The sequence below is a fragment of the Adlercreutzia muris genome (genome assembly GCF_041223505.1).
In the GTDB taxonomy this organism is placed as follows: Bacteria; Actinomycetota; Coriobacteriia; order Coriobacteriales; family Eggerthellaceae; genus Adlercreutzia; species Adlercreutzia muris.
In genome coordinates, this window is sequence record NZ_JBCLQK010000010.1 from 1 (window position 1) to 21,755 (window position 21,755).

A 21,755-nucleotide genomic window follows, 5' to 3' on the forward strand; every position below is an offset into this window, starting at 1 on the left:
AAGGGGATAAGGCCCAGCACCGAGGGGATCATGAAGCTGGCGCCGAAGCCGACGAGAATGCGGCCGCCCCAGATGAACACGGTCATGTTCGGCGACAGCGCCATGACAAGCTCGCCGGCCGCGCAGAGGGCGGCGCCCATGCGGAAGTTCGTGCGCCAGCCGATGATGGTGCCCATCAGACCGCCCGCCACCATGAAGGCGCCGGCCATGAGCGAGTACACCATGTTCGCCAGCTGGATGTCGGGGGTGGTGGCGCCCAGCACGTCGACCAGCTGCTGGTTTGCCAGGCCGAGCGCGCCGTTGTCGCCCGAGGTTCCCATCTGGGCCATGATGAGCACCAGGATGGGCAGCACCAGGAACTTCTCCGCACCTCCCTCGACTTGCTTTGCCTTGTCTTTGGTCATAGATTTCCTCCTTCTATCGGAACCGATATGCCATGCGCCTTCCTCGGCGCACGGGAGGGGGCTGCTCGGGCCGCGCGGGCGCGAGCCCTGCGAGACGAGAGACCCGAACGGCCGCCCCCTCCGTCGCCGCCATCGTAGTACCGCCGCCTCGGCGGCCATGGCAGAAGCTTTACCGCAGCAGCGGCAAGGGGCTTGCGCGGCCGGGGAGCCCCCTGTAGGGATCCCTCGCCGCAGCGACCCCGTATTTCCCCAGGTAAAACGGTTTGGAAACAACTCGGTTCCCCCTCTGTGGCGCAACGGCGGCGAAAGTGCCCCGCCGCCCACCCTTCCGTAACAGCGGTAAGGGTTCTTCCGCAGAGGCGGCGGCGCCCTCCCATAATGGAAGCGTCAGACGGCCCCGCTCCGGCTGCTATCGCCGATGCGGGCCAGCGGTTCTCGAGGAAAGGAACACCCATGGCAAAGTCAGTGGCAAGCTCGGGCGCGGCGACTCCGGCGCGTCCCGCGAAGCCCTTCAACTCCTATCTGCTGAACAAGTGCATCATCGGCTACGGCGTCATCAACGGCATCATTAACGCCGTCATCTTCTACCTGCTGCACATGGGCGAGCCCGAGGCCCTGCTCGGCCACGCCGACATTTTCCACGACTTCGCCCTGACCGGCGTGCTCCTGGGCCTTCTGCTGTTCGTCATCGTGGTGCCGCTCACCCGCATGGACCTGCGCAAGCACGTCTTCGCCGGCCCCAATGCGGCCAACCTCGGCGGGGCGGCCTCCCTCGTGCCGGCCAGCTACGCCCCGGCGCTGCTCGTCACCACCGTGGCGGCCACCGTCACCCTCATGGGCGTGGGCGCCTTCGCCTGCGTGCTTCTGCCCCTGCCGCTTACGGTCACGGCCATGATGCTGCTCAAAGGCGTCGTCTGCGCGTGCGCAGGCGGTGTGGCCGGCTACTTCACCATCTGCTACGTGGTGCGCTCCGGCAAGAGCGAGGCCTAAGGAGCCGATGCAATGACTCTTAGAGGCGCGGGCGTCCTGCCCGCGTCTCTTTTTTGTGTCATGGTTCGGGCGATGTGTAGCCACTGTGTGATGGTTGTGGCATAATGGGCAGCTGTGCGCTTCCGCGGGATTCCGCCTGGCGGATCGCCGAGGAAGTGTTCGCGCGGGCGCAAGCATCCCGCGCCGTGTCAGGAAACGATGGAGGAATTATTCGTGGAAACAAACGTTGAGTCCCTTGAGGGCAACAAGGCCAAAGTCACCGTGACCGTTGATGCCGTCGATATCGACGGGCGCATCAATAAGACCTACAAGGACTTCGCTCGCAAGTACAATTTCCCGGGCTTCCGCCGCGGCAAGGCCCCGCGCCCGGTTATCGACAACGCGCTCGGCGCCGAGGCCGTGCGCGCCACCGTCACCGACGAGGTGCTGAACAGCGCCTGGGCCGCCGCCATCGACGCCGAGGGCCTCAGCCCCGTGTCCGGCCCCACCATGGACGAGACCGAGCTTGTGGAGGCCGGCAAGCCCTACGTGTTCTCCTTCACCATCGACCTGCGCCCCCAGGTGGAGCTCTCCAGCTACGATGCCGTCGAGATCGAGCTGCCCTTCGCCGAGGCCACCGAGGCCGAGATCGACGACCAGGTGTCTGCCATGGCCGAGCACTACACCACCTTCGAGGACGCTTCCGCCGCCACGAAGCTGAAGCCGGAGAACTACGCCGACCTGGCCATCAAGGCCACCGACGCCGAGGGCAACGACATCGCCGCCATCACGAGCGAGTCCCGCCTGTACGGCCCGGGTACCGGCATGCTCTCTGAGGCCTTCGATGCCGAGATCATGGGCATGAAGAAGGGCCAGACCAAGGAGTTCACCCTGGAGGTGCCCGCCGACGAGACCGCCGTGCTCTTGGCCGACCAGGCCGGCAAGCCGGTGAACTTCGAGGTCACCTGCACCGTGGTGAAGAAGAAGGCCGCCCCCGAGATCACCGACGAGTGGGCGAAGGACACCATGGGCTTCGAGTCCGTGGCCGACATGCGTGAGCGCATCGCCGAGTCGCTGAACATGCAGAAGGGCGCCATGATGCCGCGCATCAAGGAGAACGCCATCATGACCAAGCTGCTGGAGCGCATCGACGCCGAGGTGCCCGCGGCCATGGCCGCCGAGGCCGAGACCTCGCTGCTCCAGGACTTCTTCACCCAGCTGCAGCAGGCCGGCATGACCTTCGACGCCTACCTGGGCAGCCAGGGCATCACCTCCGATCAGTTCAAGGCCGATCTGAAGGCCCAGGCCGCCGACCATGTGAAGGAGCAGCTCGCCCTTGAGGCCTGGGGCCGCCATGCCGGCATGGAGGTCACCGACGAGGAAGTGGCCGCCGAGTTCGCCAAGACCGGCGTGGAGGATCCCGCGGCTCTGGAGAAGGAGTGGCGCGAGGCGGGCCGTCTGCACCTCATCCGCACCGGCCTTCTGCGCACCAAGGCCATCGAGGACCTCATGGAGAACGCCAAGGTGACCGAGAAGGACTTCGCCGCCGAGGCCGCTGCCGAGAAGAAGGCCGCCAAGAAGCCGGCGAAGAAGAAGGCCGCCAAGAAGGCCGACGACGCCGAGGAAGCCGCCGAGTAACGGCGCTTCGCATCGCGAGTCACAAGGGCGGGGGAGACCCCGCCCTTTTTCGTGGCGAATCTTCCGGGTCGGGACCGCCCGGTATTCTGATTCGCTCAGACAGTCCTCGCTTTGTGCGACAGTCCACTGGACTGTCGCAGTCGCTGCGGAACTCGCTCGGTCAGAACACCGGGCACTCCCTCTACACTCAACCTCCGCTGCTGTGTTCATTTCCCCGTTCCCCTTGCATTGCGAACGGATGTATAGCAATATAGTTCTGAACTATGGACAGGCCGCGTTATGCGGCCCTATTTGCGAAAGAGAGGCACCCATGGGCATCGAACGCGCGAGCAACGCCCTCATCCCCTACGTCATCGAGCAGTCGCCGCGGGGCGAGCGCAGCTACGACATCTACAGTCGCCTGCTGAACGACCGCATCATCTTCCTCGGCGAGCAGATCGACGACCATGTGGCCAACTCCGTGGTGGCCCAGCTGCTGCACCTGGAGGCCACCGATCCCGATAAGGACATCTCCCTGTACATTAATTCCCCGGGCGGTTCGGTCACGGCCGGTCTCGGCATTTTGGACACCATGAACTTCATCAAGTGCGACGTGTCCACCATCTGCATCGGCGAGTGCGCCTCCATGGCCGCCGTGCTTTTGTCCTCGGGCACCAAGGGCAAGCGCTTCGTGCTGCCGAACTCCATGGTGCTCATCCACCAGCCGCTCGGCGGCGCCCAGGGCCAGCAGACCGAGATCGCCATCGTGGCCGACTTCATGCTGAAGACCCGCAAGCGCTTGAACAAGATCCTGTCCGAGAACACCGGCCAGTCCATCGAGCGCATCCAGCTGGACACCGAGCGCGACAACTACATGACCGCCGAGGAGGCCAAGGAGTACGGCCTCGTGGACGAGATCATCTACCACCACGGCGCCATGCCCGGCCAGAAGAAGGGCGAATAGCGCGCATCGCTTCCCGATGCACCGCGAAGCCGAACGAGCGAGGAACCTGAAAAGGAAGCCATGAACAACCATCATCATCCCTACGACCCCCATCGGGGCGATTACACCTGCGCCTTCTGCGGTAAGACCGGCGACCTGGTCAACGCCATGATCTCTGGCCCCAACGGCATCTACATCTGCGACGAGTGCATCTCGGTATGCGCCGATGCCATGATGCGCGACATGGGCTACACCATGGCCCAGGAGTTCGAGCCGGTCGATGACGGCCGCTTCGGCGGGGGCTGGGGCCGCTGGGGCAATCCGCCCGAGGCCGAGATGGTCCGCGAGGAGAGCCCCGTGGTCGACGACGGCCCCTCGCCGGCCGAGGTGCTGGGGGACTTGCCCACGCCCCACGAGCTGTACGCGCGGCTGTCCGAGCACGTGGTGGGCCAGGAGGAGGCCAAGCGGGCCCTGTCCGTGGCCGTGTACAACCACTACAAGCGCATCTCCATGGGGGAGGCGGCCGCCGAGGGCGACGTGGAGCTGGCCAAGAGCAATATCATGCTCATCGGTCCCACGGGCTCGGGCAAGACGCTTCTGGCCCAAACCCTGGCCCGCACCCTGCAGGTGCCCTTCGCCATCGCCGACGCCACCACGCTCACCGAGGCGGGGTACGTGGGCGAGGACGTGGAGAACATCCTGCTGAAGCTCATCACCGCCGCCGACTTCGAGGTGCCCCGGGCCGAGATCGGCATCATCTACATCGACGAGATCGACAAGATCGCCCGCAAGGCCGAGAACCTCTCCATCACCCGCGACGTATCCGGCGAGGGCGTGCAGCAGGCCCTGCTGAAGATCGTCGAGGGCTGCGAGGCCTCGGTGCCGCCCCAGGGCGGTCGCAAGCACCCCCAGCAGGAGCTCATCCCCATCGACACGACGAACATCCTGTTCATCCTGGGCGGCGCCTTCGTGGGCCTGGCCGACATCGTGGCGAGCCGCGTGGGCACCACCTCGCTGGGCTTCGCGAGCGAGCTGGCCGCTTCCAAGAAGGAGTCCGAGGCCGAGCTTCTGCGCCAGGTGCTTCCCGAGGATCTGAACAAGTACGGCATGATCCCCGAGTTCGTGGGCCGTATCCCGGTCATCACGTCGCTGAACGAGCTGTCCGAGGAAGACCTCGTGCGCATCCTCGTGGAGCCGAAGAACGCGCTCGTGAAGCAGTACACCCGCATGTTCGAGTTCGAGGACTGCCGCCTGGCCTTCGACAAGGCGGCGCTGACGGCCATCGCCCACGAGGCCGTCGAGCACGGCACCGGAGCCCGCGGCCTGCGCTCCATCTGCGAGCGCGTGCTCATGGACGTGATGTACGACCTGCCCGAGTTCGACGGCGCCTCCCAGGTGACCGTGCGGGCCAGCGACATCACCGGCGAGACGAAGCCGGTCATCAAGCCCCGGGCCAACATCGAGGGAGCCCTGCACGCTTCCTAGCAGCTATGGGCGGCGCCGTGCGTCCGTGGGGGCGCCGGCGTCGTTTTCCGTACCCACCGATTTCGCAGAGAAGGGATGAGGATGACCCAGACCGACTACGCCGCCATGGAGCGGCCCATCTTCGAGGCATGGAAGGACGCCGGCTATTTCCAGCGCACGCCGGGCTTCGGCGAGCATGCCGGCGAGAGCTACACCATCGTCATCCCGCCGCCGAACATCACCGGCGTGCTGCACATGGGCCACGCCTTGAACGACACCATCCAGGACGCCTGCATCCGTCGCGCCCGCATGCGCGGCTTTAAGACCCGCTGGATCATCGGCACCGACCATGCGGGCATCTCCACCCAGACCAAGGTGGACAAGCGCCTGGCCGAGGCTGGTATCAGCCGCCTGGAGATCGGCCGCGAGGCCTTCATCGGGGAATGCTACAAGTGGCGCGAGGAGTACGGCACCACCATCGTAAACCAGATCAAGGGCATGGGCTGCTCCTGCGACTACTCCGACGAGCACTTCACCTTAGAGCCCTCCTACGTGCGCGCCGTGCGGAAGCTGTTCGTGGACTGGTACCGCGACAAGCTCATCTACCGGGGCAAGCGCATCGTGAACTGGTGCCCGAGCTGCACCACGGCCATCGCCGACGACGAGGCCGAGTACGTGGACGAGGCGGGGCATCTGTGGTACCTGCGCTACCCCCTGACCGAGCCCGTGGACGGTCTAGAGTACCTGGTCGTGGCCACCACGCGCCCCGAGACCATGCTGGGGGACACCGGCGTGGCCGTGAACCCCAAGGACGAGCGCTTCGGGCATTTGGTTGGGCGTACGGTGAAGCTGCCGCTGGTGGATCGCGAGATTCCCATCTTCGCCGACTGGCATGTGGACACCGAGTTCGGCACCGGCTGCGTGAAGGTGACCCCCTCCCATGACCCCAACGACTGGGCCATGGGGGAGAAGGCGGGGCTTCCCCGCATCAACATCTTCGACGAGACGGCGCACGTGGTGGAAGGCTACGGGAAGTTCTCGGGGATGGACCGCGACGAGGCCCGCGAGGCCGTGGTGGCCGCCTTCGAGGAGCTCGGCCTGCTCGATCATGTGGAGGACCACGACCATTCGGTCATGACCTGCTACCGCTGCCACACCAAGCTGGAGCCCTGGGAATCCGAGCAGTGGTTCGTGGCCGTGGACGGCCTGAAGGAGGCCGCCGCCCGCGTGGTGGAGGACGGTTCCATCCAGTTCCACCCGGCCCGGTGGAAGCAAGTGTATTTGGACTGGCTCGCGAATTTGAAGGACTGGTGCATCTCGCGCCAGCTGTGGTGGGGCCACCGCATTCCCATGTACTACTGCGATGAGTGCGGCTGGGAGGACGCCTCGGTGGACGAGATTGAGGTCTGCCCGGTGTGCGGGGCGCCGGTACGCCAGGACGACGACGTGCTGGACACCTGGTTCTCCAGCCAGCTGTGGCCCTTTGCCACCATGGGCTGGACGGAAGAGGGCATGGACGCGCCCCAGATGCGCACGGCTTATCCGACCCAGGTGCTCTCCACGGCCCGCGACATCATGGGGCTGTGGGTGGCGCGCATGGTCATGGCTTCCATGTACTGCTGCGATAACACCATTCCCTTCGAGGACGTCATCATTCATCCCACGGTCATGGCCGCCGACGGCAAGCCCATGTCCAAGAGCCGCGGCAACGGCGTGGACCCGCTGCGCCTCATGGAGGACTACGGCGCCGACGGCATGCGCTTTGGCCTGCTCATGCAGGTGACCGGCGCCCAGGACATGAAGTTCAACGAGGCCAAGCTGGAAAGCTCCCGCAACTTCGCGAACAAGGTGAAGAACGCGAGCCGCTTCGTGCTCATGAACCTGGAGGGATACGAGCCCGGCGCGCCCGAGCCGGTCACGCCGGCCGACCGCTGGATCTTCTCCCGCTTGGCGAAGGTCGTGGCGGCGGTGGACGCGGCCTACGACAACTTCGAGTTCGGTGAGATCACCCGCGAGCTGTACAGCTTCGTGTGGAACGAGTTCTGCGACTGGTACATCGAGTTCTCCAAGGCGCGCCTGGCCGACGACGCCGATCCGGCCGACCGCGCCGCCTGCCAGCGCAACCTGGTGTTCGTGTTGGGGCAGATTCTGCGCCTTCTGCATCCCATCATGCCGTTCATCACCGAGGAGGTCTACGGCGAGATGCCCAAGGGCGACGCCGCCGCGCCCATGCTCATCGTGGCGTCGTGGCCCGATGCCGCCGAGCTCAGCCGCTTCGTGGACGAGGAGTCTGAACGTGCCATTGCCATGGTGTGCGAGGTGGTGGGCGCGGTGCGCTCCACCCGCTCGCGCTACGGCATCTCGCCGAAGGTGGCCCTGCCCGTGGCCGTGAAGGTGGCGGCCGAGGCCGACGCGGCCCTGCTGCTGGCCCAAGCGCACCTCATCGGCCAGCTGGCCAATGTGGAGGAGCTCGAGGTGGCTGTGGAGGCATCCAAGCCCGCCGAGAGCGCCGTGGTGCTCGGTTCGGGGCTCGAGGTGTACATCGTGCTCGCGGGCCATGTGGACTTCGATGCCGAGCGGGCGCGTCTGGCCCGTGAGCGCGATGGTCTGGCCAAGGACGTCGCCAAGTTCGAGAAGAAGCTCTCGAACCCGGGCTTTCTGGCGAAGGCCGCGCCGGAGATCGTGGAGAAGGACAAGGCGAAGCTGGCCGATCTGGCCGACAAGCTGGCGCGCATCGAGGCCCAGCTGGCCGAGCTGGGGTAAAAGGCTGCAACGCAGCGGCGGCGTGGAGTTCCGTCTCTGGGCCACCGATGTGCTGCACCGCTGCATCATCGAGGACCGTGCCGAGAATCATCGAGAGCCGTGCCGAGAACGAGAAAGGACCCGTAGGGTCCTTTCTCGTTCTCGGCCAACTTTGCGGACGCGGGTCTCTGGGCGGCGATCCCTAACCGACGCGGCGCAGACGGCGATGGCTGGCGAGGAGGGCGGCCCCGGCAGCCAGCAGGGCGGCGACGGGCAGCAGAGCGGCGAGGGCCAGGGTGTCGCTGGTCTGGGCGAGGCGCGCGTGCCGGATGGTGGTGCCTTCGTCGGCCGTGCCGTCGAGAACGCCCCCAGCGGCCGTGACGCCAGGCGGGTAGGCGGCCGGACTCGCCACGGTCTCGCGGCTCTCGTCGAAGGCGTCCCAGCCCTGATCTGGATCGAAGGGGGAGCCAGGTTCGGGGAAGGGAACGGCGGGGTCCCAACGACTCGGCGGCATGCCCAGAGCGACGGCCACGTTGCCGATGTCGCTGCCAACGGCCTCGGCGGTTACCACGGCGTCGAACACGAGGGTGACGGTCCGACCGCCATAGAGGTGGCCGGTGGCAACGGACAAGCGCCGGGTCTCATGGTTGTAGGCCTCGTCGTCCACGGCGATCTGGCGCCCGTCCGGAAGAGTGAGGGCGATGGTGCCAGCCACGGGCTCCAGGCCGCGCGGCACGTCGTCGCGAACGACGACGTCCATCCAACTGGTCGCCGGCCCGTCGTTGGCTAGCTGGATGCGGTAGCGCACAACATCGCCGACGCGGGTCTTGCCATCGGTGCTCGTAGTGTTCTCGGCCATCTTGACGATGGACACCGCGCCATCGGCGGGATCATCGCCCACGAGAATGGGGGGCTCGGCGGGGTCGGTGCTGCCCACGGGCTCGCCGCTCGGCGGCGCGGCGGGCTCTCCGGCCGGACGGTTGCCCGGCAGGCCGTCGGGGCCGACGGAGGGCACGGTGCCGTGGACGAAAGCGACATTGCCACTCTCCGCTCCCACGGCCTCAGCGCCGACGACGGCATCGAAGGTGAGGAGCCAGCGCTGGCCGCCCCACACATCGCCGACCGTGACGGCGATGGTGCGACTGGCCCGGTCGTAGGCATCGTCGGATACAACCAGCGGGCTGCCGCTCCCGTTCGCGTCGGGCCCGGCGAGGCGCAGAGTGCCTGCCACGGGCTCCAGCCCCTCGGGCAGCGGATCGGATATGATGGCGTTAACCAGGCAGCTGTCGGCAGCACCGGTGTTCTCAAGCGTCACGGTGTAGCGCAAGATGTCGCCCTGGCGCGTCACCTTGGCCTCGGGTTCGGTAACGTTCTCCACGGACTTTTCCAGCGTCATGGCGGGGTCGGCGGGTACGACGCTGGCGGGACCGGGCGGTGTGGCGGGCTTGGTAGGGGCGGGGTCAACCGGAAGGGGCTCGCCGGGATGATCCGGGTCTTCCATAGGCTTGTCGGGGTCGGTCAGACTGGGGCGCGTGCCCGTGGCCGAGGCGATGTTCTCGAGGTCGATGACATCGGGATCTGCGAAGTCGAGGGCGTCGCGGACAACCGCCTCGAAGGTGACCGTGGCCGTGCCGTTGCCAGGTACCGCTCCCAGGGGCACTGTGAGAAGGGGCCGGCCGTCCGCTCCCGGTATCGACAGCGAGAACTTGCCCGTGTCCTGGGGCCGAGCACTCGCCGTCTTGGCGAGCGGGCCATCGAGGGGCAGATAGGGGTTGGCCAGGCGCACGGTTGTCTCGTCCAACGCGAGGCAGGCGGGCAGCGGGTCGGTGACCACGGCATCGGTCCACAGCGAGCCGGCGGCGCTGTTGGCGGCTTCGATGGTGTAGCGGATGCGGTCGCCGGGCTGCGTGGGGCCATTCGGATGGGTGAGGTTCTCGGCCCTCTTAGACAGTGCCGGGGCTGGGGCGATCTTCGGTTCTGGTTTCACGGTCACGTCGATGACGAAGGTGCTCCCCGTGAAGGCGCCGTTGGGCTCTTGCTTGACGACGAGCTCGCTGGACCCCACAGCCACGGGATCAACGACAAGGGTGATCTTTCCGTCGTCGTCGCGCAGGGGCTTCCCGTCTTCGTCGAGGACGATCTCGGCCTCGACGATGCGTCCGTCCGCGGTGGTCACTGTGATGGGACCCGACGAGGGGGTGTCCAGCTTGATCTCCACGCGACCGGGGTTGGGGTCGGTTCCGTCGGGCTGCTTGTAGTACAGGGTGAGGTCGCCGTGGTAGGTCTTGTCCCCAGGCTTGGACGGGTCGGCGCCGGGCTTGTCGGGCGTGGGGTGAGCGTAGTCAATATCGAGGGACGGCTGCGGCTCGCTCGGGTCGGCGCCGGGGTCGGGAGGCAGGGTCGCGGTGGGGTTGGGATCGATGGGATCGATGGCCACCTCGGCCCGGGGCACCGTGGGATCTTCGGTGGGATTGGCGCTCTCGAGGTAGTTCGCGGGAACGCCGTCCGCCGCTTGCTCGTCAGAGGGCGGGAGGAACTGGAGGGAGATCTCATGGCGCCCTTCCTGGCCCTGGGTGGGCACGAGGAAGTCGGAAGTGGCGGCGGCGCGGGCAAGGGAGAAGTGGGTGCGGGTACCCCCGGCTCCGTTGTCCTCGACGGTGGCGTTTATCCGGGGGTCGCCAGCGGGGATTGGCTTGCCGTCCTCACTGAGGTCACCGGCGAACACGAGCGGCTCGGGAGCGCCGACGGGCTCGCCATCGACGTAGATCTGCACGCGGCCGCGTGGCGCCTGGCACGTGCCCTTGGTCTTCTCGGAATTCGGCTCGCCGTCTACCGTGGGGGCTCGGTCGATGATGGCCTCAACGCGGAGAACCTGGTCGGAGGGGTGAGGAACGAGCCCGGGCTTCTTGTCGTCTACCCATTCGGCTCTCACGTCGCGCACGATGGAGGCGATGGGGGAGATGGTGAAATCGCCGACCGCGCGGTGACCCCAGTAGCTTTCGGAGAAGTTGTTGGCGGTGTCCTTGGAGTACTGGGTGGAGATGGCCGTGAAGCGCATGCGGCCCACGTCGGCGCCGTTGTCCGTCTCGGTTCCGACGGGGTTACCGGCATCGTCGAGGCGCTGGTACTTGAACTTGATGGCGTCCGCGTCGGTGAGGTTGCGGCCGTCGGGGGTGCGCAGGGGCAGCGTGAAGAGGGGCGCGCCCTTGCCGTCGTAGTATTTGTTCAGAGATGCCAGGTAGTCGTCATCCAGGGTGAAGTCGGCGTAGCGGCGCAGCTTTCCGTCATCGGGCGCATCCGGGGGCATCTGGCTGTCGGGCGGTCGGAACAGCGGGAGCGGTGTTACGGGGGTGGGGTTACCGTTCTCGTCCAGCTTGTTGGTGTCGAGGTAGGTGAAGTTAACGGTGACCTCGCTGTTCTGCTTCACTGTCTGGGGGAGCCAGAGGTAGAGGTGCCCCTTGTCGAACTCGGCCGGTGCGCCGTAGTCGAAAGGTTCTCCGTCAACGAGGAGCTGCCAGTCAGTGAGTTTGTAGGTGTTCTCGCCCACATCCGAGGTGAGATCCACCTGGATCATTTCGATGGGCTCGCCCTGGGCGTTGTGCGCGCTGCCCACGAAGGAGAAATCGCCTGGCTTGCGGCCGTTGCCGATGGAGCCGCCGGTGATGGTGATGTCGGCACCGGGTGCGCCGATGTCCCCGCAGTTTATGAGGGGAGGACTAACGGTTGAGGGGATGAGGGTGCCGCCCGTGAGGACGATCTTGAAGGCGGAGCTGTTGGCCGGTTGGCAGGCGGCTCCGAACCCGCTGCCGTGGTCGCCGCCCTTGGAGATGACGTAGCCCCCGTTGATACGAATGTTGCCCGTCGCGCCGGCATTGCCGCTGCCGATACCGGCACCGTGGTACCCGGCGATGGCGCTCAGGCGGCCGCCGTTGATGGTGATCCACTCGCTAGAACCCGTGCCGTCGCCGCTCCAGCCGCCTCCCCCGATTCCCGCGCCACAGTGGGTGCTGGGGGATGCCTTGTTGGCCGAGCAGCGAGCGGTCACGATACCGCCATACATGGTAAACGATCCTCCGGCCTCGCCGTGGTCACCGCCAATCCGGTCGCTTTCGCCGCCAATGCCTGCTCCGTTGCCATCTCCGGTGACACCGGCAAGAGCATAGAGCACGCCGGGATTTTTGCTATCCATGGAGGAGAGGGGATCGCCCTTTTTCACTTTCATGCCGTTTGCCAGGGTGAGATCGGCCGGGACGAGGCCATCGACGGGAACGACGGGGTTGCCGCTCGCATCTTTGTTGGGTATGGAGTCATCGATAGTCAGGGTGGCTCCCGTGGGATTGTGGATGCCGGCTCTGACGTTGCCGGTGGAGGCGAAGGAGTTATAGCTCTGATCGGCGAGCACCAGGTTGCAGGTCGCTCCTTTGGAGATCTCGAAAGGGTTATCGGCCCTCACACCTACGCCTGCCAGGGTAATGTTCGCCGTTTGGCCTGCGGGAATGACGAGAGACGTGGTGTTGGGTTTCGCATGGACACCTGCGGCGTTGTCTTCCGACGGCGTTTTCCCGACAATGGTCTGGTCGTCCGTTTGCAGGGCGAAGTGCTTGTCGGTGTTCACCGTGAGGGTCTTGGCCGCCTCGTCGTAGGCGAAGTCGGAGGCGGTCACCGCGTCGCCGTCGACGCCCCAGATGGTGAACCCGCCCAGCTCGAAGGAGCCGGGGCCGGGAGCCGGTTTCGCGCCGTCGGATACGGGGATGGCCGTCGCCGATGCCGACTCGCCGGCGGTCAGGTGGGCCATGCCGGCCGTGATGCGGCCCAGGGGCGATGTCGTTGCGCCAGTTGCGGCGGCGGAGCCCGGTGCGTCGCCGGGGGATGAGTCCTCCCCGCCGGCCGATGCGCCGCCGGAGGGGCTGGTGGCCGCAGGGGAGCCGTCCTCGCCGGAGGAGGCTGGGGAGTCGGAAGAGGAAGATGGGTCCGGGGAGTCCGGGGGAGAGGAGGAAGGAAGGCCGCCGTCGGGCGATACGTCGCCTACCGGCTCAGAAAACTCGATGGGGGGGGGTCTCCGTGCCCTGGCCCTCGGGCTCGGCGAGGGCCGCCGCGGGGAACATCCCGCAGGCGAGCGCGGCCGCCAGGCCGAGGCTCAGGAGCGAGACCGCTCGCTTCTCTCTCATGTCGGATCTCCTTCTCTCGCAGGCCGGCGCGCGCCCCTCGGGTGCGCAGAACCGTTGCCGACCTGTCAGCATACCGTGGCCGAATATACCCCTTCGCTCTGCTTTTCGCAACCCCAAGCGTCGCGGTCGGACTTGTTCCGTCTGCCGGAGAGGAAAAGGGCGGCAAGCAGCAGAGGGGCCGCTCGCAACCTTTGCGCGAGCGGCCCCTCTGCTGCTTGCCGGCTGAGCCTCTCTTATGCGGCGGGGGGTTCGTCTTGCGGGAAGAACACATCCAGGCGGGCGCTGGGTCTCTGCTTGCCGATAAGGGAGCCCACCACCATGAGCGCGCCCGCCACGGCAATGCCGATGACGATTTGGTGCAGGTCGGCCACCTTGAAGCCCAGGGCCATGGTGGCGCAGTAGGTCGCTGTGCCACCCGCGAGCGAAAGCAGGGCGCCCAGCGCATTGGCCCGTTTCCAGAACAGGCCGCAGACCAGCACGAAGAAGAACGCCGTTTCCAACCCGCCGAAGGCGAACATGTTGATCTTCCAGATCACATCGGGGGGAACCACAGCCAAGGCGAGCACCAGGACCCCGAGACCGAGGGTGATGAGCTGGCTCCAGAAGGCCACCTTCCCGTCCTTGGGGGCGATACCGCGCCGCTCGCAAGCGGACAGGCACACGTCCTTGACGATGGCCGAGGCCGAGGAGATGAGCAGCGACGATACCGTGGAGATGGAGGCGGCCACGGGCCCCACGATGGCGATGCCGGCCACCACGGGCGGCAGGGTGCCCACGATGGCCGAGGGAATGATGTCGTCCACGGTGCCCCCGTAGACGGCGATGTCCTCGGTGAGCACGCCGGCCGTGAGCACACCCAGGGCCGTCACGCCGATCATCATGGCGCCGATGATGACGGTGCCCCAGATCATGGCGGAGTGCAGGGCCCGGGTGTCGCGGTAGCCCATGGTGCGCACCACCGATTGGGGCAGCACGAAGGTGAAGACGCCCACGAGGAGCCACTGGGTCAGGTAGAGGGACGGCGGCATGGCGCCCCCCGCGAAGGGCTCGAGCATCTGAGGCTCATGGACGGCGATGGACTGCATGATGGCCTCGTAGCCGCCGCCGGCCTCCAGAATGCCCCCCGCTAGGACCGCTATGCCGACGAGCATCATGATGCCGCAGAGCGCATCGGTCACGGCCACGCCGCGGAAGCCCCCGATGACGGTGAACAGAACTGCCGCCGCGCCGAACAGAAGCAGGCCGGTGGTGTAGGAGTAGCCGGTCACGGCCTCGAAGAGCTTGGCTCCTCCCACGAACTGGGCCACCATGGTGGCCACGAAGAACAGTACGATGACCAGCGCCGATAGGTTCGCCAGGGCGTTGGAGCCGTAGCGGGCCCGGATGACGTCCGCCACGGTCACGGCGTTCAACTTGCGGGAGATAAGCCCCATCTTCTTGCCGAAGATGCCGTAGAGCAGCACGAGGGCCGTCACCTGCACCACGGCCATGTACACCCAGCCGAAGCCGATGCTCCAGGCCTGGCCGGGTCCTCCCACGAAGGAGCTCACCGAGCCGTAGGTGGCGATGGTGGTCATGGCCAGCACGAAGCCGCCCAGGGCGCGGCTGCCGATGAAATAGCGGTTCGCGAAGTCGCCCGCGCCCCGGCGGCTGCGCACCCGTGCCACGATGGCGGCGATGAGGGTCACGAAGAGGAAGAGGACCAACGGCGCCAGGGGCGCTGCGGCGGCCAGGGTGCCGTCGGCGAGATAGGGTTCGGCGAGGGCCGCGAGCCCGTCGGCCGCCTCGTGCATCGCGCTGCCAAGGGAAAGGAGCAGACCGTCCCAATCGAAGCTATCCACGGCGCACCTCCTCGCCGTCCTCGATACGCGCGGATTCGGTGACGGCGCTCGCAGCCACGCCGGCGGCCGCCCGCTCGCTCGCAGGAGCCGCGGCGGTGCCGTCCTCGGGGGCATCGTCATCGAGGCTGAAGTTCGCGAAGACGCCGCAGCCGAGCACGAGGGCGGCGAGCACGGCCATGAGCCAGGTGCCCACGCAGCCACCGATGATCCAGATCGGAGTGGAGAAGAGCTCGATGTCGCTGTCGGCGAGGCCGATGCCCCAGGACAGCCAGGTAACCGCGATGATGACCAGGGCGGCCACAGTGGCCAGGGCCTCCCGGTTGGCCTGCCGCATCTTCGCGGCGTAAGTCGTGAACTTCCTCTTGCCCATAGGGCTCCTCTCCTTGAAAAAAGGCACCGAGGCCAGTGTAGCCCCGGTGCCTTGGCTGCGGCCGCTCAAAGGGCGGGAATCTGGTGAGCGATTACAGGGCGGCGTCCCGGATGACGTCCAGGAACTTGGCGCGGTCCCACTGGCCCAGGTCGCCCTCGGCCCGATCGCGCACCGAAACGACGCGCTCCTCCACTTCCTTGTCGCCCAAGACCACCATGTAGGGGATCTTCTGGCTCTGGGCCTTGGCGATCTTCACCTTCATGGGCTCGTTGGCGTCCATGAACTCCACGCGGCCGCCGACGGCCTTCAGCTCCCCGACGAACTCGGCCGCCGCCTCCTTGTGGCGGTCGGCGATGGGGATGACGGCCACCTGCACCGGCGCGAGCCACAGGGGCAGGGCCCCGGCGTAGTGCTCGATGAGGATGCCGAGGAAGCGCTCGATGGATCCGAAGATGGCGCGGTGCAGCATCCAGGGGGTCTCCTCGGTGTTGTCCTCGGTGCGGTAGGTCAGCCCGAAGCGCATGGGCATGTTGAAGTCGATCTGCACCGTGGAGCACTGCCAGGTGCGGCCGATGGCATCCTTCACCTTGATGTCGATCTTCGGGCCGTAGAAGGCGCCGTCGCCCTCGTTGATCTCGTAGGCGAGCCCCCGCTGCTTGCAGGCCTCCATGAGCGAGTTGGTGGCGTGCTCCCACATATCGTCGGTGCCGATGGACTTGTCGGGGCGCGTGGAGATCTCGGCCTCGTAGGTGAAGCCGAAGGTGTCCATGATGTAGTCCACCAGCTCCAGGATGGCCACCACCTCGTCGACCACCTGGTCCTTGGTGCAGAACACGTGGGCGTCGTCCTGGGTGAAGCCGCGGGCACGCAGAAGCCCGTGCACCACGCCGCTCATCTCGTGGCGGTATACCGTGCCGAACTCGAAGTAGCGCAGCGGCAGGTCGCGGTAGGAGTGCAGCTCGTTCTTATACAGCAGCACGTGGCCCGGGCAGTTCATGGGCTTCACGCCGTACTCGGAGTAGCGCGGCTCCTCCTCGGTGCCCTCGTTGATCTGGAAGAAGTACATGTTCTCGTGGTAGAAGCCGTAGTGGCCGCTCGTCTTCCACACGTCGGCGTTGTAGATGTGCGGGGTGATGACCTCCTCGTAGCCGCGCTCGTACAAGTCGCGACGCAGCCATTCCTGCAGGGTGCGGATGACCCGCGCCCCCTTGGGAAGGTAGAGCGGCAGGCCCACACCGGCCATGGGCTCCATCATGTAGATGCCCAGCTCGCGCCCGAGCTTGCGGTGGTCGCGCTTCTCGGCCTCGGCCAGGTTGTGCAGATGCTCCTCCAGCTCCTTCTTGCTGAAGAAGGCGGTGCCATAGATGCGGGTGAGCATCTCGCGGTCGGAATCGCCCTTCCAGTAGGCGCCGGCCACCTTGGTCAGCTTGTAGGCGCCCAGTTTGTCGGCGCCGGGCATGTGGGGGCCGCGGCACAGGTCGGTGAAGGCACCGAGGCGGTAGACGGAGATGGTCTCGTCCTCAGGCAGCTCGTCGATGAGCTCCAGTTTCAAGGGCTGGTCGGCGAACAGGGCGCGGGCCGCCTCGCGGCTGACCTCCTCGCGCTCGATGGCCGGGGCGGCCTTGGCGATCTCGGCCATGCGGGCCTCGATGGCCGGGAAGTCCTCGGGGGAGAGGGAGACGCCCTCGGGCAGCCGCACGTCATAGTAGAAGCCGTTCTCGATGGCCGGGCCCACGCCGAACTTCACGCCGGGGTACAGGTCGGTGAGGGCGGCGGCCATGAGGTGGGCCGTGGAATGGCGCAGCAGATCGAGGGCCTCAGGGCTCTTGGCGGTGACGATGGCCACGGTGTCGCCGTCGGCCACGGGGGCGGTCAGATCGACGGGGGTGCCGTTCACGATGCCGGCCAGGGCCGCGCGGGCGAGGCCGGCGCCGATGGCGGCGGCGGTGTCGGCGACGGTGGCGCCCTCTTCCAGGGCCTTCTTCGATCCGTCGGGCAAAACGATTTCCATAGTGCTTCCTTTCTGGCGCCGGGTGCAGACAGAGCACCTGCGCACGTTTCGCCGCGGCGTTGACTACCGCGACGATGGGGTGACGGCCGGCTTGTATGCCGGCCCTTTCTATTAAAACAGAGCCGCCGGGGCGACTCCGTTTCAATCGGGTGGAACGGGAGCGGGGTTCCCGATGGGTTCGCGCTCAGCGGCCCTCGACCGCGACCGCTGACTTACTTCTGCGCGCCGCCGCGGGAAGAGCGGCCCTGGCCCGAGGAGCGGCGCGGGCGGCTGCCGGAGGAAGGCGCCGGGGCGGCGGAGCCCACGGGGGTGGCGCAGTAGGGGCAGACGGTCCAGGAGGGCTCCAGGGCGTGGTTGCAGCGCATGCAGAGGTTCTTCAGCTGGGTGTGGCAGTTCGGGCAGAGCACGAAGTCGGCCTCGACGGGGTAGCCGCAGGCGGCGCACTCGCCGTACTTCATGAGCTGGCGCTGCTTGAGTGCGATCTCCAGCTCCTGCTCGTCGCGATCCAGCTGCAGCAGGGGCGGACGGAGCAGGCAGTAGGCGATGACGCCGAGCACCGGCACGAGGGCCACGATGGCCCATAGATACCACATGGTGCCGCGCAGGTAAGCGTCGCGCACCACCCACACGATGGAGAGCACGTACAGAATGACCAGGAGCACCAGCACGACGGTAAACGCAGCTTGCAGCTCCGGGGTCCAAAGCTGGGACAAAAGCTCGCTCATGGAATGACCTCTTCTTCGCTGACGGAGGGCCCGCGGCGGTCGCGAGGGGCCGCAGAACCCGGATAACTCGGATCATCGCATTCGATGACACGGTGACATAGTATAGCAAAAAAGAAACACCGTTCCCGCAGGCTGCACGAATGTACCGCATATCCCACCATTCGGCGCGGCGCGGGGCCGTCGGGATCGCGGGTGGAGGCGCGGCGGTTCGGCTCATGTCGCGGTTCGGGGTCCGCTGGGCCGTGCCTCCTAGCGGCCGTCGTCCTCGGCCTCGGGCACGGGGCACACGCCGCCCGGGCAGCGCTCGGTGAGGTCGAAGACGTCGCTGTGCCTAAGGCCCGCGGCGCGCAGACGCTCCTTCAGCTGGCGGTGCAGCTCGCGCTCGCGGCGGCGGTGCTCGGCGAGGATGTGCCCGACGGCCCGGGGATGCTCGCGGATCTCCCGCAGGGCGCTCCCCAGATCGGCGTTGACCGAGTGGGCCGTGAGCGATGCCAGAAGCGGCATGATGAACACGGTGATGCCGCCGGCCGCCACGAGCACGCTGGCCGTGGCCTGGCCCATGGCCCCGGCGCCCACGGCCACGGTGGTCACGGCCACAATAATGGGCAGGGCCGTGGTGCAGTAGAAGGCCACGGTCAGCCGCTCGGGCACCGTCATGTCGCGGGAGGTCTTCCCCAGGCTGAGGGAGATGAAGATGGGCAGGGCCCGCACGAACAGCAGAAGCCCGATGAACATGAGCAGAAGCCCCGGGTTCGCGGCGATGGCGGTCACGTCGATCTTCGCGCCGGACACGACGAAGAACAGCGGGATGAAGAAGCCGTAGGCCATGGCCGAGTGCTTCATTTCCAGGGTGGGGTCGCCGTCGGGGATGAGGTAGCGCATGATGAAGCCGGCGGCGAAGGCCCCCAGCACGATGTCGAGGTCGAACAGGGCCGAGATGGCCGTGAGCCCGATGAGCATCAGGTTCACCGTGCGCACGAGCATCTGGGAGTTGGTGTTGGCGTTCTCCACCACGAAGCGGTAGACCCAGCCGCCCAGCCGCTCGGCCCGCTTCGGCACGGCGGCGGTGAGCAGGGCGATGGCAACGAAGGCCATGAGGATGAGCATGGTCTCCCATTTCGCCCGGGTGGACAGGAGCAGGGTCATGGCCAGCACCGGCAGAAGCTCGCCCCAGGTGCCATAGGCCAGAATCTCGCTGCCGATACGCGTGTCCATGAGCTTGCGCTCCTGCAGAATGGGCAGCAGGGTGCCCAGGGCGGTGGTGGTGAGCGCGATGGCCACGGCCATGCCGTCCACGGAAAACAGCGAGAACGAGGGCCAGGCCGCCACCACGACGGCCGCGACGGCGAAGGTGACGGCCCAGGTGGCCGCCCCGCGCTTGCCCTCGGCCCCGGTGAGGTTCTTGGGGCTGATCTCGTAGCCGGCCAAAAGGAACAGGAAAGCCAGGCCCAAATCGGACAGGAGTGCCATGGCGTCGGTCACCTGCACGATGTTCAGCACATGGGGGCCGCACAGGGCGCCGGCCGCCAGCAGGAGCACCGTCTCCGGCACCGCCTTATTAGGAATGAGGCGGCAGAGAATGGGACAGGCGAAGGCGATGAGCGCGATGATCGCGAGGGATACGAGGTCGGTTACCATAGGGGCCCTTATCTTTAGCGGGGTTGCGTGGCTCCTATGATACACCGCGACCCGCCCCAGCGCGGCCGGGCGGCGCCATCGGCGGTGGTACATTTCTGTGTCAATCGGTTGACGATTCCCCATGCCGGGGGCCGCCGACCCCTTCCGCGCTACAATCTTCGGAGCGCGCAGGCCCATGCCGGGTCCCTCGCGCACCCGAGAAACCCGACTTCCCAGGAGGTTATCATGGCAGAGGTAATCAAGTCCGTCGATGAGTTCCAGACCAAGGTACTCGAGGCGAAGACCCCCGTGCTCGTGGATTTCTTCGCCACCTGGTGCGGCCCGTGCCGCATGGTGGCCCCGGTCATCGACGAGATCGCCGCGGAGAAGGCCGGCGAGCTGGCCGTCTACAAGGTGGACATCGACCAGAGTCCGGAGCTGGCCTTCAAGTACCAGGTGTCCAGCGTGCCTACCCTCATCGTCTTCGAGAACGGCCAGGTCAAGAACGAGCGCCTCGGCGCCCAGCCGAAGCAGAACATCTTGGCGATGCTGTAAAGTTCCGTCATTGGTGACGCAACGACGGGATCGTCGATGCTGCGGTTCCGACAGGCACCTGGCCTTGCCATTCAGCGCTTTCCCTCGCGGCGCGAAGGCCGCTCGGCCGCGCTTCAAGGCAATTCCAGGCACCTGTCGAAACCTCGCTGACTTCCTTGGGCGAACCGATGGGGTGAGATGGTAATTTTTTTAGGGGCGGCCTTCCGGTCGCCCTTTTCTGAAAGGAGGGCGTTTATGGCGAAGCAAGCTGGGGCCGCGGAGCGCGAGGTGCTCGATGTGGCCATTATCGGGGCGGGGCCGGCCGGGCTCACGGCGGCGCTGTACGCGGCGCGGGCCGGGCTTGACTGCGCGATGTTCGAGATGCTCTCGCCCGGGGGCCAGTGCGCCCAGACCGAGCATTTGGAGAACTACCCGGGCTACACCCGCTCAACGAGTGGCTTCGAGTTGTCCATGGACATGTACGACCAGGCCGCGTCCTTCGGCGCCCGCACCATTTCCGAAGAGGTGACCGCGGTGGACTTCACCACCGAGCCGAACATGCTCACCACCCCCTTCAACACCTACTTCGCCAAGACGGTCATCGTGGCCACGGGCACCAAGGCGGCCCAGCTGGGGCTGCCCCGGGAAGAGGAGCTGCGCGGCCGCGGCATCTCCTACTGCGCCACCTGCGACGGCAACTTCTTTCGCGGCAAGGACGTGGCGGTCATCGGCGGCGGCAACACCGCCGTGGCCGACGTGATCTATCTGGCGCGCATCTGCCGCAAGGTGTACCTGGTGCACCGTCGCGACAAGCTGCGGGCCACGGCCATCTACCACCAGCGCCTGGCCGAGCTGGACAACGTGGAGCTGTGCTGGGACAGCGTGGCCACAGAGTTTCTGACCGAGAACGACGAGCGGCCGCGCGTGAGCGGCCTGCGCATTCGCAACCAGAAGACCGATGGCGTGCGCGACCTGGCGGTGTCGGCGGTGTTCATCGCCGTGGGCACCACTCCCAACACCGAGTTCCTCGGCGGGGCCCTGGCCCTGGATGCGGGCGGCTATATCATCGCCGACGGCACGGGGCGCACTGCCACCGCCGACGTGTTCGCCGCCGGCGACGTGCGCACCAAGGAGCTGCGCCAGGTGGTGACCGCCGTGGCCGACGGGGCCAACTGCGCCGAATCGGCCGCCGACTTCCTGAACGCCTAAGGTTTCCTGCCGGCCTTCCGCAACGCTGCGCCTGTGGGCATTAGCCGACAGGCGCCTCATCGGTGTGCCTTTCTGCTACAATATGGCGTCGCGCTTGCGGGCGCTATTGAACCCACCCCGTTTCACGCAAAGGACGCACCC

15 protein-coding genes are annotated in these 21,755 nt (G+C 66.7%); 7 read left to right on the forward strand and 8 right to left on the reverse strand.

The genetic code is table 11. The features are described from left to right. Positions 1-404 (reverse strand): MFS transporter (locus AAK988_RS09310; protein WP_369880654.1); only part of this gene is annotated, 404 nt, incomplete at its 3' end. Between the two features lie 453 nt (positions 405-857). On the opposite strand from AAK988_RS09310, the gene AAK988_RS09315 reads away from it, so the two are divergent. From AAK988_RS09315 to AAK988_RS09335, 5 genes are all read left to right on the forward strand, one after another. Beyond that, positions 858-1,394, forward strand: a complete 537-nt coding sequence (locus AAK988_RS09315) for a hypothetical protein (RefSeq protein WP_135971180.1) — start codon at positions 858-860, stop codon at positions 1,392-1,394. Positions 1,395-1,607: 213 nt separating this feature from the next. After that, positions 1,608-3,011: a trigger factor gene (gene tig, locus AAK988_RS09320; RefSeq protein ID WP_263000153.1), complete on the forward strand. Its 1,404-nt coding sequence runs from the start codon at positions 1,608-1,610 to the stop codon at positions 3,009-3,011. A 310-nt stretch (positions 3,012-3,321) separates the two neighbouring features. Further along, the gene (clpP, locus tag AAK988_RS09325) at positions 3,322-3,954 is read left to right on the forward strand and encodes an ATP-dependent Clp endopeptidase proteolytic subunit ClpP (protein WP_117284827.1); all 633 of its coding nucleotides are present in this window, start codon (positions 3,322-3,324) and stop codon (positions 3,952-3,954) included. Positions 3,955-4,014: 60 nt separating this feature from the next. Continuing rightward, positions 4,015-5,418 (forward strand): ATP-dependent Clp protease ATP-binding subunit ClpX, encoded by a 1,404-nt coding sequence (gene clpX, locus AAK988_RS09330; RefSeq protein WP_135971182.1) that lies wholly within the window; start codon positions 4,015-4,017, stop codon positions 5,416-5,418. 81 nt (positions 5,419-5,499) lie between these two features. Then, positions 5,500-8,160, forward strand: coding sequence for a valine--tRNA ligase (locus AAK988_RS09335; protein ID WP_321194177.1), 2,661 nt, complete (start codon positions 5,500-5,502; stop codon positions 8,158-8,160). 181 nt (positions 8,161-8,341) lie between these two features. Here the strand turns inward: AAK988_RS09335 and AAK988_RS09340 are convergent, their stop codons facing one another. The 7 genes from AAK988_RS09340 to AAK988_RS09370 all read right to left on the reverse strand — a co-directional run bounded on the left by AAK988_RS09340 (position 8,342) and on the right by AAK988_RS09370 (position 19,892). Then, complete coding sequence (locus AAK988_RS09340; RefSeq protein WP_369880655.1) at positions 8,342-12,934, reverse strand: hypothetical protein; 4,593 nt, start codon at positions 12,932-12,934, stop codon at positions 8,342-8,344. 238 nt (positions 12,935-13,172) lie between these two features. After that, complete coding sequence (locus AAK988_RS09345; protein ID WP_262999841.1) at positions 13,173-13,307, reverse strand: hypothetical protein; 135 nt, start codon at positions 13,305-13,307, stop codon at positions 13,173-13,175. 233 nt (positions 13,308-13,540) lie between these two features. Beyond that, a complete protein-coding gene (panF, locus tag AAK988_RS09350; RefSeq protein ID WP_262999839.1) occupies positions 13,541-15,148 on the reverse strand; it encodes a sodium/pantothenate symporter in 1,608 nt (535 codons plus the stop codon). Beyond that, positions 15,141-15,518, reverse strand: coding sequence for a YhdT family protein (locus AAK988_RS09355; protein WP_135971563.1), 378 nt, complete (start codon positions 15,516-15,518; stop codon positions 15,141-15,143). Before AAK988_RS09355 ends, panF begins: the two co-directional genes overlap by 8 nt. 91 nt (positions 15,519-15,609) lie before the next feature. Further along, entirely contained in the window at positions 15,610-17,529 is a 1,920-nt protein-coding gene (thrS, locus tag AAK988_RS09360) for a threonine--tRNA ligase (protein WP_135971562.1), read from the reverse strand. A 212-nt stretch (positions 17,530-17,741) separates the two neighbouring features. Next, on the reverse strand, positions 17,742-18,254 hold the full coding sequence (locus AAK988_RS09365) for a zinc ribbon domain-containing protein (RefSeq protein ID WP_135971561.1): 513 nt from the start codon (positions 18,252-18,254) through the stop codon (positions 17,742-17,744). A 249-nt stretch (positions 18,255-18,503) separates the two neighbouring features. Continuing rightward, positions 18,504-19,892, reverse strand: a complete 1,389-nt coding sequence (locus AAK988_RS09370; protein ID WP_135971560.1) for a cation:proton antiporter — start codon at positions 19,890-19,892, stop codon at positions 18,504-18,506. A 225-nt stretch (positions 19,893-20,117) separates the two neighbouring features. Here AAK988_RS09370 and trxA point away from each other — a divergent pair, with 225 nt between their 5' ends. Then, positions 20,118-20,426, forward strand: coding sequence for a thioredoxin (gene trxA, locus AAK988_RS09375; protein ID WP_135971559.1), 309 nt, complete (start codon positions 20,118-20,120; stop codon positions 20,424-20,426). A 234-nt stretch (positions 20,427-20,660) separates the two neighbouring features. Continuing rightward, positions 20,661-21,614, forward strand: coding sequence for a thioredoxin-disulfide reductase (gene trxB, locus AAK988_RS09380; RefSeq protein ID WP_135970439.1), 954 nt, complete (start codon positions 20,661-20,663; stop codon positions 21,612-21,614). The last annotated feature ends 141 nt before the right edge of the window (positions 21,615-21,755 follow it).